Source organism: Streptomyces sp. NBC_01237 (assembly GCF_035917275.1).
Lineage (GTDB): Bacteria > Actinomycetota > Actinomycetes > Streptomycetales > Streptomycetaceae > Streptomyces.
Genome location: NZ_CP108508.1, coordinates 4409851 through 4421977 on the forward strand (window position 1 = coordinate 4409851; position 12127 = coordinate 4421977).

Consider the following 12127-nt stretch of genomic DNA (forward strand, 5'->3'; position numbering starts at 1 on the left):
CCGGCACACAGCGAGGTGTGTGCCGGGCCCGACCGCGTCGACGGCGCCGCGTACGCCCGTCGCGTACCGATCACGCGGGCGTCCATCGGGTAGGCCCTACGCGGCGTCCGTCGAGTAGGGCCTCACGCGGAAGCGGGAGCTACGCCTCCCGTACGCCTCGGGCGGAGGCGGGAGGTACGCCGCCTCCCGTACGCCTCGGACGGAGGCGGGAGGTACGCCTCACGCGGAAGCGGGCGCCAGCAGGAGCACCTTGCCGATGTGCGCACTGGATTCCAGCACCCGGTGCGCCTGAGCGGCGTCCTCCATCGGCACCGTGCGGTCCACGACCGGCCGGACGACGCCGTCGCCGATCAGCGGCCACACATGTTCGCGCACGGCCGCGACGATCGAGGCCTTCTCGGCGAGCGGACGGCCCCGCAGGGACGTGGCGGTGATGGCGGCCCGCTTGCTCAGCAGGGCGCTCAGATTCAGCTCACCCTTGACGCCGCCCTGGAGACCGATGATCGCCAGCCGGCCGTTCACGGCGAGCGCCTGCACGTTCCGGTCCAGATACTTCGCACCGACGATGTCCAGGATGACGTCCGCGCCCGCGCCGTCGGTCGCCTTGCGGAGCTCCTCGACGAAGTCCTGCTCGCGGTAGTCGATGAGGATGTCCGCTCCCAGCTCCGCACAGCGCGCCAGCTTCTCCGGTCCGCCCGCGGTCACCGCGACACGCGCGCCGACCGCCTTGGCGAGCTGGATGGCCATCGTGCCGATACCGCTGGATCCGCCGTGGACGAGCAGTGTCTCGCCGGGGCGCAGGTGGGCCACCATGAAGACGTTGGACCACACCGTCGCGGTCACCTCGGGCAGCGCCGCGGCCATCGCCAGGTCCACACCGTCCGGTACGGGCAGCAGCTGACCGGCCGGTACGGCGACCTTCTCCGCGTACCCGCCGCCCGCCAGCAGCCCGCACACCTCGTCGCCCACCGACCATCCGGTCACCCCCGGGCCGAGCGCGGCGACGCGCCCCGCGCACTCCAGACCGGGGTAGGGGGAGGCGCCTGGCGGCGGGTTGTAGAAGCCCTGCCGTTGCAGCACATCGGCGCGGTTGACCGCGCTGGACACGACCTCGACGAGCACCTCGCCCTCGCCGGGTACGGGATCGGGCACCTCGGCCCACACGAGCGCCTCGGGGCCACCGGGTTCGGGGATCGTGATCGCATGCATGGCCGCGAGGCTACTCCGTGCGGCCCACGAGACCCGCGACGGCAGGCGGAACCGGGCGCGCCCGTCCGTCCGCGCCGTGGGGCCGGTGCGGGGGTGCGAGCGGTGGAGCCGGCTGCGTTCGGTGCTGTCGGTCTGTCCGATGCGGTCGCTGCGTACGTTGCGTGCGGTGAGGCCGGTCCGCGCCGTGAGGCCGGTCCGCGCCGTGAGGCCGGTCCGCGCCGTGAGGCCGGTCCCGTCAGCTCCGGGTCACGGGCGCTGCGGCGCCTGAGGCGGATTGTTCGTCGGCGAAGTGTGGGACGGGCTCGCCCGCACGATCGTGATCAGCCGGTCCGTCAGCTGCAGGGGACTGGCCGCCGGATCGTCGTAACCGAGCAGCCGGTGCCCGCGCAGCACGCTGACCACCAGGTCCTCGGTCTCCCGGACGCTCTTGCCCACCTCGGCCTTTATCACCGGCCGCTCGACGAGATCGAGACCACTGCCCTGCTGGATCAGGTCCTCCATCACGGTGCCCGCGCTCGGGCTGAGGACGGAGAGGCCGAGCAGTCGGCCGGCCGCGCTGGCACTGGTGATCACGGCGTCGGCGCCGGACTGCCGCAGCAACGGCGCGTTCTCCTCCTCGCGCACCGCAGCCACGATCTTCGCCCCGCGGTTGAGCTGGCGCGCGGTCAGCGCGACCAGTACCGCCGTGTCGTCGCGCTGCGTGGCGATGATGATCTGACGCGCCTTCTGGAGTTCGGCCCGCAGCAGCACATCGCTCCGGGTCGCGTCCCCGAGCACCCCCGTGAAGCCCTCGGCGTTGGCCGCCTCGATCACCTTCGACGCCGGGTCGACGATGACGATCTGCTCCTTCTTCAGGCCGGTGGTACAGAGGGTCTGGATCGCCGAGCGGCCCTTCGTGCCGAAGCCGACGACGACGGTGTGGTCACGCAAGTTGGATCTCCAACGCTTCAGCCGGAAGTCCTCCCGGGTCCGTTCCGTAAGGACCTCAAGAGTGGTGCCGACCAGGATGATGAGGAAGAGCACGCGCAGCGGTGTCACGAGCACCACGTTGGTCAGCCGGGCGCCGTCCCCGTACGGGGTGATGTCGCCGTAGCCGGTGGTGGAGAGGGTGACCGTCGCGTAATACACCGCGTCCAGCAGATCGACCTTGCCGTCGGCGTTGTCGTTGTAGCCGCCACGGTCGACCCAGACGATGAGAACGGTGGCGGCGAGGACCATCAGCGCCATCATCAGCCGCTTGGCGACCTGCCGCGCGGGTCCGTCGACGACTCTGCGGGGCAGCATCACCCGCGTGGTGACGACATGCTCCTCGGCGCGCCTGGCCATCGCGTCATGGCCGGGAAGTTTCACGTGAAACACCCTTCCGTCCACGGCGTCGCCGGGGCCCACGGTAGATCGAGGATCTCCACCTCGGTGCCGGACCGTACCCCGCCCGGCGGCACAACGGCCAGCCCGTCCGCCGCGGCAACCCCGCGCAGCATCGCCGGACCGTTGTAGTGCAGGGGTGCGACGTGGTCCCGACCGCCCGCAGGGCCGGCCCGGTGGACCACGGGGACGAGCCGGGTGTCGAGCGGGTGCCCGTGCACATCGGCATGGACGAGTGCCTGGTACGGCTCCTGGGAAGGGCGTCCCGCGATCCCGCCGAGCAGCGGCTCCGCGAGCGTGAGCAGGCCAGAGACGGCAGCGAGCGGATTGCCGGGAAGGCCGACCAGATACGGCCCGTCCGAAGGCAGTTCGGCCAGCAGCATCGGATGGCCGGGCCGCACGGCTACCCCGTCGACCAGCAGCTCCGCGCCGACCTCGGCGAGGACCGGGTGAACGTGGTCGACCGGCCCCGCCGCGGTCCCGCCGGTCGTGATGATCAGGTCGGCCCGTGAGGTGGTGAGGGCGTGGCGCAGCGCCTCCGCGTCGTCCCCCAGCCGGCGGGGTCCGGACACCTCGGCTCCCATCGCCCGGAGCCAGGGGCCGAGCATGGGGCCGAGTGCGTCGCGGATCAGCCCGTCGTGCGGAAGTCCTGAGGTGAGCAGCTCGTCGCCGAGTACGAAGACCTCGACAACAGGCCGGGCCACGGCGGCCAAGGCGTCGTAACCGGCTGCGGCGGCCAGGCCGAGCACGGCGGGGGTCACCAGTGTTCCCACGGGCAGCAGTTGCTCGCCGGAGCGGCACTCCTGGCCCCGGGGCCTGATGTCCTGCCCGGGGACGACCTCGCGCTGCGCGTACAGCAGTCCCTTGGCCTCGTCGGCATGGGCGTGCTCGCTGCGGATGACGGCCGTGGCGTCCGCCGGGACACGGGCACCGGTGGCGATCCGTACCGCCCCGCCGTCGGGCAGCGGATCGTGCGCACGGCGTCCGGCCAGAATGCCCTCGCCCTCCTCGCAGGTCCACGGCCCCGGGCCTGCGACGGCCCAGCCGTCCATGGCCGAGGTGTCGAAGGACGGCAGATCGGTGAGCGCGCCGAGCGGCTCGGCGAGGACGTGGCCCAGGGCCCGGTCGAGGGGGAGCCGGAGGGCGGCGACGGGCGAGGCCCGCCCCGCACGAGAGGCAAGGTCGCGGGCACGGTCCCAGGGCATGGCGCGGGTGCGGTGCGCGTGGACGCGGCGGCCGGGTGCGACCGTGGGGGATGTGGAAGGGGAGAAAGGTGTGGTGGAGGAGGGCGGGGCGCCGGGTGTGGTGCCCCCGGCCCTTTCGGGGACAGGGTCAGGCGGGCGGTGCGCGTCATGGGGTAGGTGAGCGACCAGCGCCAGGGCCTGCTCGACGGCGCGCTCCTCGTCCTCCGAAGGCGCGTCGGGGGAGGAGCCACCGGCCCCGCGGCCACGTGCGGTCATGGGGACCCGGCCCCGTCGCCGCCCGCCGTCTCGTCCTCCCACCGCAGCGCCAGCGCGGCGGCCTTGCGTGCCGCCTCCGCCACCGCCTCGGGAGCGCCTTGCGGACCCGCTCCCTCGCTCGCCTTCGCTGCCGCGTACCCGACCAGGAAGGTCGTGAGTGGTGCGGCGGGCCGGGCGACACCGTGTGCGGCGTCACGGGCGAGGTCGAGCAGGACGTCGGTGTCGACGTCGAGGTCGATGCCCAGTTCGTTCTTGACTGCGGTGATCCATTCGTCCAGCACAGTCCCATGCTCCCTGATACGGCCCCTGGCTTCCGCGACGTCTTCCCAAGTGTCGCAGTCGAACGAGGCGAGAGGTCCCGCGTCGACCCGGGCAAGATCCAGCTCGGCCGTCAGCAGGCGCAGCGGAAGCCCGGCGAGGCTGCCGTGCTCGGTGGCCAGGAGCGCCAGCTCGCGGCGCAGCGGCTCGCCGCGATAGGCGGCCACCAGGGGCTGGTCGCGCCCGTCCGGGTCGGTGCACAGGGCGCCTTCCCTGCCGTCCTCCCCCGCTGCTGCCAGCAGGGCTTCGACGGTGCTCGCTCCCAGAAACGGCAGGTCGGCGGAGAGTACGAGAACGCGCTCCGCCGACGTGTGACGCACCCCGGCCCCGAGCGCCGCCAGGGGACCACCGCCCGCCGGGACTTCGCGCGTCCAGGTCACGGGCCTCCCGGTGGGCCTGCGGCTGCCCACCACCACGGTGGTGGCGGCCCCGGCGCAGGCCGCGAGAACCCGGTCGAGCAGCGCACGGCCACCGACCCGGACCCCTGGCTTGTCGGCGCCGCCGAGCCGCTTGGCGGCCCCTCCGGCGAGAACGATCACGTCGTACGCGGTCATGCGTCGAGTATGGGCGCCGCCCACCACCCCTGATCCCGCCGGGGCGGACCGTGACCGGCCGAACCCGGTTCGGCCCCGGCCCGACCCGGCCCAGCCCAGCCCAGGCGTCGACGTGACACCCCGGCAGGCCGACAGGCCATCTCCATCTCCGGCTCCGGCTCCGGCTCCGGCTCCGGCTACAGCGTGCGCAACAGCACCGCCGGTTGTTCCACGCAGTCGGCCACGTACCGCAGGAATCCGCCCGCCGTGCCTCCGTCACAGACCCGGTGGTCGAAGGTGAGCGAGAGCTGGACGACCTGGCGCACGGCCAGTTCGCCGTTGTGCACCCATGGTTTGGCCATGATCCGGCCGACGCCGAGCATCGCCGCCTCCGGGTGGTTGATGATCGGTGTCGACCCGTCGACCCCGAACACGCCGTAGTTGTTCAGCGTGAACGTGCCACCGGTCAGCTGAGCCGGGGTGAGCGCCCCGGTCCGGGCCGCCTCGGTCAGCCGGGCGATCTCGTCGCCGATCGACTCCACGTTCCGCGCGTGCGCGTCCCGGACGACCGGGACGACGAGGCCGCGCTCCGTCTGGGCCGCGAAGCCGAGGTGCACGCCGGGCAGCCGCACGATCTCCCGCGCCGCAAGATCCACCGTGGAGTTGAGCTCGGGGAACCGGGCCAGAGCCGCCGTACAGATCCGGGCCAGCAGGGCGAGGACCGACACCTTGGGCCCGGCGGACGGACCCCCAGCGGCGTTCATCGCGGCTCTGGCGGCCATCAGCTCAGTGGCATCCGCGTCCACCCAGCACGTGGCGTCGGGAATCTCGCTCCGGCTGCGCGACAGCTTGTCGGCGACCGCACCCCGGACCCCGCGCAAGGGAATCCGTTCACCGGCCCGGTCCACCGCGACCCGCGCCCGGGACCCCACGGCCTCGGACGGCTCCGCCGTCGCGACCCCGGCCGTCGCCACGCCGGCCGTGGCAGTGGCCGTCGCCGCCGTCCTGATCGCGGACTCGACATCGGCACGCAGGATCAGCCCGTCCGGACCCGACCCCGTCAGCTCCCGAAGATCGAGATCATGCTGCCGCGCCAGCTTCCGTACCAGGGGCGAGACCACCGCCACCGGGCCCCGCGCATCGGCCGCGACCGGTGCGGCAGCGGCAGCAGCAGCGGACACAGCAACCGGAACAGCAGCGACAGCGACCGGCGCGGCTTCGGACGCCGTGACCGACAGCCGCTCGGGCCGGATCCGGCGACGCCGCGCCGCCGGAGCACCCGTCCCGTACCCCACCAGCACATTGCCGGACGACTCCGCCGCACCGGACCCGGAACCCTGTCCGGAACCCGCCCCGGCCGCGGTTCCCTGCGGCACAGCGGGCCCGGCGGAATCCGCCGGCCGCACCGACGACGGTGCCCCGGCAGCCCCTGCCGTCTCCGTCCCCGCCGATCCGACCGCGACGGTCAGCAGCGGAGCCCCGACCGGAAGTTCCGTGCCCTCCTCGCCGAACCGCGCCGTCACCACACCCTCGTAGGGACACGGCACCTCCACCATCGCCTTGGCCGTCTCGACCTCGACGACCGGCTGATCGATGGCGACGACATCGCCGACCTCCACCAGCCAGCGCACGATCTCCGCCTCGGTCAGGCCCTCGCCGAGGTCCGGCAACTTGAATTCGAGTACCTGAGGCATCAGCCCTCCGCCTCCCACTGCAGCCGGGCCACCGCGTCGAGCACCCGGTCCACGCCCGGCAGGTGATGCCGTTCCAGCATCGGTGGCGGATACGGAATGTCGAACCCGGCCACCCTCAGTACCGGAGCTTCCAGATGGTGGAAACAGCGCTCGGTGATGCGGGCCGCGATCTCCCCGCCGGGACCACCGAAGCCGGTGGACTCGTGGACGACCACCGCTCGTCCGGTCCGCCGAACCGAGGCGGCCACCGTCTCGTCGTCGAACGGCACCAGTGAGCGCAGGTCGACGACTTCGAGGTCCCAGCCCTCGGCCACAGCCGCTTCCGCGGCCTCCAGACAGACCGGCAGGGAAGGCCCGTAGGTGATCAGCGTCGCACTGCGCCCGGGGCGGCGGACCACGGCCCGGCCGATCGGTTCGACGTCCGCCGGAGCATCGGGCGACCAGTCCGCCTTGGACCAGTAGAGCCGCTTGGGCTCCAGGAAGACCACCGGATCGTCGGAGGCGATCGAGGCGCGCAGCAGCCCGTAGGCGTCGTCGACCGTGGCCGGTGTGACGACATGGAGGCCGGGCGTGGCCATGTAGTACGCCTCCGAGGAGTCGCTGTGGTGCTCGACCCCGCCGATTCCGCCGCCGTAGGGAACGCGCACCGTGATGGGCAGTGGCATGGCGCCCCCGGTGCGGTTGCGCATCTTGGCGACATGGCTGATCAACTGCTCGAAGGCCGGGTAGGCGAAGGCGTCGAACTGCATCTCCACCACGGGCCGCAGCCCGTACATCGCCATGCCCACGGCAGCCCCGAGGATGCCCGCCTCGGCCAGCGGAGTGTCCGTGCAACGGTCGTCGCCGAACTCCTTGGCCAGGCCGTCGGTGATCCGGAAGACCCCGCCGAGCGTGCCGACGTCCTCACCGAGGACGTGCACGGCCGGGTCCTCGGCCATCGAGTCGCGCAGCGCCCGTCCGAGGGCCTGCGCCATGGTGGCCGGCTTGGTCTTCGCCGTCCGCGCACCGGTCGTCGCCGCCGCGGTGGTCATCGTCCCGCCTCCGCACCGTGATCGTCGTGCCGGTCCCTCTCGGCCTCCAGCTCGGCCCGCAACCGGGCTGCCTGCTCCCGCAGTTGGCCGGTCTGCTCCGTGTAGACATGGGAGAACAGGTCCATCGGGTCGAGCACCGGGTCGGCGTTCATCCGCTCCCGCAGCGCGGCCGCCATCCGCTCCGCCGCCTCACGCGCTTCCTCGATGCCGTCCTCGCCGAGCAGCCCGCGCCCGGTCAGCTCCCGCTCCAGGAGCTTGACCGGGTCGTGCGCCCGCCAGGTCTCGACCTCGCTGTCGACCCGGTAGCGGGTGGCGTCGTCGGCGTTCGTATGGGCGTCCATGCGGTAGGTGACAGCCTCGACCAGCGTCGGCCCCTCGCCGCGCCTGGCCCGCGCGACCGCCTCGCCGAGCACCTGGTGCACGGCGACCGCGTCGTTGCCGTCGACGAGCCGGCCCGGCATCCCGTACCCGACGGCCTTGTGGGCGAGGGAGGGGGCCGCGGTCTGCTTGGCCAGCGGGACGGAGATCGCGAAGCCGTTGTTCTGCACGAGGAAGACGACCGGGGCCCGCCAGACGGCCGCGAAGTTCAACGCCTCGTGGAAATCGCCCTCACTGGTGCCGCCGTCACCCACCATGGCGAGCGCGACCACATCGTCCCCCTTGAGCCGCGCCGCGTGCGCCAGACCCACGGCGTGCGGCAATTGGGTGGCGAGCGGGGTGCAGAGCGGGGCGATGCGGTGCTCACGCGGGTCGTAACCGGTGTGCCGGTCGCCGCGCAGCAGGGTCAGCGCCTCGACCGGGTCGAGGCCGCGCGCCACGGCCGCGAGGGTGTCGCGGTAGCTGGGGAAGAGCCAGTCCCGCTCCTCCAGCACCAGCGCGGCCGCGATCTCGCACGCCTCCTGCCCCGTGCTGGACGGGTAGACGGCGAGCCGGCCCTGCTTGGTCAGGGCCGTGGCCTGCGCGTTGTACCGGCGGCCTCGGACCAGCTCGGCGTAGAGCCGCAGCAGCAGCTCGGGGTCCGCGTCGGCTGCGGCGTCCGTACCCAGCACCCGGTACGGCTCGGGGTCCGGGAGCAGCGGCGCGGGGTCGGTGAGCGGCTTCCAGGCCGGGGGCGGCGTGGGCCGGTAGGCGGCTGCGCCGGGCAGCTCTTGGACCGTCATGAGAAGCACCTCCTGGCATCGGGGGAGATCGAGGGGTGTCGAAATGTGTCGAGATGTCGAAGGGTGGCGAGGCACGGGTGTGGTGTGTCTCACCTACCGATTGTTCGGTCGTGAGGGCATTTTGGCTACAGGCGCCGCCAGCCTGTGGACAAACGGTTCTCCACAGCCTGGGATAGGGACAGGTCGTCCACAACAGGGAGGCGCGGGCAGATGGCAGCTGAACAAATGGCCGACAGGGGCGACGATCCCGGCCAGGTTCCGCCCGCGCGACCGCTGGACGCCATCGACCGCGACATCCTCCGCATCCTGCGGACGGACGGCCGTGCCTCGATACGCTCGGTGGCCGAACGCGTGCATGTCTCGCGCGCCAACGCGTACGCGCGGATCAACCGGCTGATCGAGGACGGCGTGATCCGCGGCTTCGGCGCACGGATCGACCACGAACGGGCGGGGCAGGGCGCGTCCGCCTACATCACGCTCAAGATCGTCCAGAACTCCTGGCGCACGGTCCGTGAACAGCTACAGGCGCTGCCGGGCGCCACCCACATCGCTCTGGTCAGCGGAGACTTCGACGTACTTCTCCTGGTGCACACCCCGGACAACCGCGCCCTGCGCGAACTGGTCCTCACCCGGATCCAGGCCATCCCCGAAGTGCTCTCCACCCGCACGCTACTGGTGTTCGAGGAAACGGATCTGGGCCCGCACCCGGACCGCCCCGCAGAACTGTCCTGACCCGGCACCCGCGCACCCCGTCACCCGTCACCCGTCACCCGTCACCCGTCACCCGTCACCCGGCGGAACTGTCCTGAATCCGACGCCCGGCGGAACTGTCCTGTCCCGGCGCCCGGCGGCGGCCTCCCGGAGCGGACGGCCCCACCCTCGGAGGCCGGCCGCCACAACGGCCCGCCCCGACTCTCGGCCGACCGGTTCTCAGGCCGCCCGCATCCCCTCGAAGGCCAGCTGGACGACCGTGTCCGCGAGCTGGTCCTCCCCGGGGAAGCCGCCCGGTTGCGGCCGGTACCACTCGACCAGGGAGTTCACCATGCCGAACAGCAGCCGGGTCGCCAGCCGTATGTCGACGTCGGCGCGGAGATCACCGTCGGCCACCGCCGCCTTGAGCAGCTCGGCCACCCGCTGGTCGAACTCGCGCCGCCGTTCCAGGGCCCAGCGCTCCGTCCTGGTGTTGCCCCGCACGCGCAGCAACAGGGTGACGTAGGGGAGCTCGGCCATCAGCACCCCGACGGTGCGGCGCGTGACGTACTCGACCCGCTCGATCGCGCGCCCCCGGGTGGCCCCGGGCTCGTCGAGAATCCCGAAGAGCCCGTCGAGCGCCCGGCTGACGGCCCGCCGCAGCAACTCCTCCTTGCCCGCCACATGGTGGTAGATGGACGATTTGGAGATGCCCGCCGCCTTGGAGAGGTGCTCCATGGACGTGCCGTCGTAGCCGCGCTCGTTGAAGACACGGACGGCGACGGTGAGCAGAGTCTCCGGGGTGTACGTGTCCCGCTTGGCCGTGGTCATGAACGCGATCCTCCCCCATGAGTTGTCCACAGGTTCGCCGGGGCCCCTTGTCCCGACCGATCGTTCGGTTACTCTAACTCCGTCCGTACGTCCCTGCCCGGCTCGATGAGGAGTTGGTCCGTCATGGCCGCCGAGCTCACCCCCCAGCAGCTGTCCGAGACCCACCGGCCCACGCTCGACCAGGCCCTCGACGCGATCCGTACCCGCGCCTACTGGTCCCCGCACCCCGAGCACCCCAAGGCGTACGGCGAGGGCGGCGCCCCCGGCAGTCTGGGAGCGGCGGAGGGCAAGGCCGCGTTCGACGCGCTGCTGCACACCCGGCTCGACCTCGGCCAGCCGGGCACCGACGGCTGGACCGGCGGGGAGGTCTCGCCGTACGGGCCGGAGCTGGGCGTCGAGTATCCGCACGCCGACCCGGACGTCCTGCTCCCGGCGATGAAGGCGGGCATGGGCGCCTGGCGGGCGGCGGGGCCGGAGACCAGGGCCCTGGTCTGTCTGGAGATCCTGTCCCGGATCAGCGCCCGCACCCATGAGCTGGCCCACGCCGTGATGCACACGAGCGGGCAGGCGTTCATGATGGCGTTCCAGGCGGGCGGCCCGCACGCCCAGGACCGCGGGCTGGAAGCGGTGGCGTACGCCTACGAGGAGCAGATCCGCACCCCGCGGACGGCTGACTGGGCCAAGCCGCAGGGCAAGCGCGACCCACTCCGGCTGCACAAGTCGTTCACCGCGGCGGGGCGCGGCATCTCGCTGCTGATCGGCTGCAACACCTTCCCCACGTGGAACGGCTATCCGGGCCTCTTCGCCTCCCTCGCCACGGGCAACCCGGTCCTGGTCAAGCCGCACCCGCGTGCGGTGCTCCCGCTGGCGCTCACGGTGCGGCTGGCTCGCGAGGTGCTGACCGAGGCGGGCTTCGACCCGAATCTGGTCGCGCTGGCCGCCGAGCGGCCCGGCGAGGGCATCGCCAAGAGCCTGGCGGTCCGCCCGGAGATCAAGATCATCGACTACACCGGGTCCACCGCCTTCGGCGACTGGCTGGAGGCCAACGCCCGGCAGGCCCAGGTCTACACGGAGAAGGCCGGGGTCAACACGATCGTCGTCGACTCCACCGACGACTACAGCGGCATGCTCTCCAACCTGGCCTTCTCGCTCTCCTTGTACAGCGGCCAGATGTGCACCACCCCGCAGAATCTGCTGATCCCCCGGGACGGCATCACGACGGACGCCGGAGCCAAGTCCTACGACGACGTCGTCGCCGATGTCGCGGCCGCTGTCAGTGGACTCCTCGGCGACGACGCCCGCGCCAACGCGCTTCTCGGCGCCCTGGTCAACCCGGACGTCACAGCCCGTGTCGAGGCTGCCTCGGACCTGGGCGAGGTGGCCCTGTCCTCCCGGACCCTCGCCAACCCCGACTTCCCCGACGCGACCGTCCGTACGCCGGTCATCGTCAAGCTCGACGGAAGCAAGCCCGACGACGACGCGGCCTATCTGTCGGAGTGCTTCGGCCCGGTGTCCTTCGCCGTGGCGGTCGCCTCGACGGCGGACGCCCTGGAGCTGCTGCGCCGCACCGTCCGCGAGAAGGGCGCCATGACGGTCGGCGCCTACACCACGTCTGCGGAGGTGGAGCGTGCGGTGGAGGACGTCTGCTTCGACGAATCGGCCCAGCTCTCGCTGAACCTGACCGGCGGGGTGTACGTCAACCAGACCGCGGCCTTCTCCGACTTCCACGGTTCGGGCGGCAACCCGGCGGCGAACGCCGCCCTGTGCGACGGGGCGTTCGTGTCCAACCGCTTCCGTGTACTGGAGGTCCGCCGCCAGGCATGACCCGTCGGGGAC

At 72.3% G+C, this 12127-nt stretch carries 10 protein-coding genes; 2 read left to right on the plus strand and 8 right to left on the minus strand.

The features are described 5' to 3' along the window. Positions 1 to 219: 219 nt before the first annotated feature. From OG251_RS19335 to pdhA, 7 genes are all read right to left on the minus strand, one after another. On the minus strand, positions 220 to 1209 hold the full coding sequence (locus OG251_RS19335) for an NAD(P)H-quinone oxidoreductase (RefSeq protein WP_326678371.1): 990 nt from the start codon (positions 1207 to 1209) through the stop codon (positions 220 to 222). Between the two features lie 246 nt (positions 1210 to 1455). Further along, complete coding sequence (locus OG251_RS19340) at positions 1456 to 2598, minus strand: potassium channel family protein (protein ID WP_326678372.1); 1143 nt, start codon at positions 2596 to 2598, stop codon at positions 1456 to 1458. Beyond that, positions 2556 to 4034, minus strand: a complete 1479-nt coding sequence (locus OG251_RS19345; protein WP_326678373.1) for a molybdopterin molybdotransferase MoeA — start codon at positions 4032 to 4034, stop codon at positions 2556 to 2558. Before OG251_RS19345 ends, OG251_RS19340 begins: the two co-directional genes overlap by 43 nt. Next, on the minus strand, positions 4031 to 4906 hold the full coding sequence (locus tag OG251_RS19350; RefSeq protein WP_326678374.1) for an NTP transferase domain-containing protein: 876 nt from the start codon (positions 4904 to 4906) through the stop codon (positions 4031 to 4033). Before OG251_RS19350 ends, OG251_RS19345 begins: the two co-directional genes overlap by 4 nt. Positions 4907 to 5082: 176 nt before the next feature. Continuing rightward, positions 5083 to 6579, minus strand: a complete 1497-nt coding sequence (locus OG251_RS19355; RefSeq protein WP_326678375.1) for a dihydrolipoamide acetyltransferase family protein — start codon at positions 6577 to 6579, stop codon at positions 5083 to 5085. Next, complete coding sequence (locus OG251_RS19360; protein WP_326678376.1) at positions 6579 to 7610, minus strand: alpha-ketoacid dehydrogenase subunit beta; 1032 nt, start codon at positions 7608 to 7610, stop codon at positions 6579 to 6581. The genes OG251_RS19355 and OG251_RS19360 overlap by 1 nt, the downstream gene beginning before the upstream one ends. Then, entirely contained in the window at positions 7607 to 8770 is a 1164-nt protein-coding gene (gene pdhA, locus OG251_RS19365; RefSeq protein WP_326678377.1) for a pyruvate dehydrogenase (acetyl-transferring) E1 component subunit alpha, read from the minus strand. Before pdhA ends, OG251_RS19360 begins: the two co-directional genes overlap by 4 nt. A 210-nt stretch (positions 8771 to 8980) precedes the next feature. On the opposite strand from pdhA, the gene OG251_RS19370 reads away from it, so the two are divergent. Further along, positions 8981 to 9502, plus strand: coding sequence for an Lrp/AsnC family transcriptional regulator (locus OG251_RS19370; RefSeq protein ID WP_326678378.1), 522 nt, complete (start codon positions 8981 to 8983; stop codon positions 9500 to 9502). A 198-nt stretch (positions 9503 to 9700) separates the two neighbouring features. On the opposite strand, the gene OG251_RS19375 is transcribed toward OG251_RS19370, so the two are convergent. Then, on the minus strand, positions 9701 to 10291 hold the full coding sequence (locus tag OG251_RS19375) for a TetR/AcrR family transcriptional regulator (RefSeq protein WP_326678379.1): 591 nt from the start codon (positions 10289 to 10291) through the stop codon (positions 9701 to 9703). A gap of 123 nt (positions 10292 to 10414) precedes the next feature. Between OG251_RS19375 and paaN the strand changes: the two genes are divergently transcribed. Next, the gene (gene paaN, locus OG251_RS19380; protein ID WP_326678380.1) at positions 10415 to 12115 is read left to right on the plus strand and encodes a phenylacetic acid degradation protein PaaN; all 1701 of its coding nucleotides are present in this window, start codon (positions 10415 to 10417) and stop codon (positions 12113 to 12115) included. Positions 12116 to 12127: the final 12 nt, after the last annotated feature.

Coding starts and splice junctions, on each gene's coding strand:
- OG251_RS19335 (WP_326678371.1), bottom strand. CDS start 1,209: ATGCATGCGATCACGATCCCCGAACCCGGTGGCCCCGAGGCGCTCGTG.
- OG251_RS19345 (WP_326678373.1), bottom strand. CDS start 4,034: ATGACCGCACGTGGCCGCGGGGCCGGTGGCTCCTCCCCCGACGCGCCT.
- OG251_RS19350 (WP_326678374.1), bottom strand. CDS start 4,906: ATGACCGCGTACGACGTGATCGTTCTCGCCGGAGGGGCCGCCAAGCGG.
- OG251_RS19355 (WP_326678375.1), bottom strand. CDS start 6,579: ATGCCTCAGGTACTCGAATTCAAGTTGCCGGACCTCGGCGAGGGCCTG.
- OG251_RS19360 (WP_326678376.1), bottom strand. CDS start 7,610: ATGACCACCGCGGCGGCGACGACCGGTGCGCGGACGGCGAAGACCAAG.
- pdhA (WP_326678377.1), bottom strand. CDS start 8,770: ATGACGGTCCAAGAGCTGCCCGGCGCAGCCGCCTACCGGCCCACGCCG.
- OG251_RS19370 (WP_326678378.1), top strand. CDS start 8,981: ATGGCAGCTGAACAAATGGCCGACAGGGGCGACGATCCCGGCCAGGTT.
- OG251_RS19375 (WP_326678379.1), bottom strand. CDS start 10,291: ATGACCACGGCCAAGCGGGACACGTACACCCCGGAGACTCTGCTCACC.
- paaN (WP_326678380.1), top strand. CDS start 10,415: ATGGCCGCCGAGCTCACCCCCCAGCAGCTGTCCGAGACCCACCGGCCC.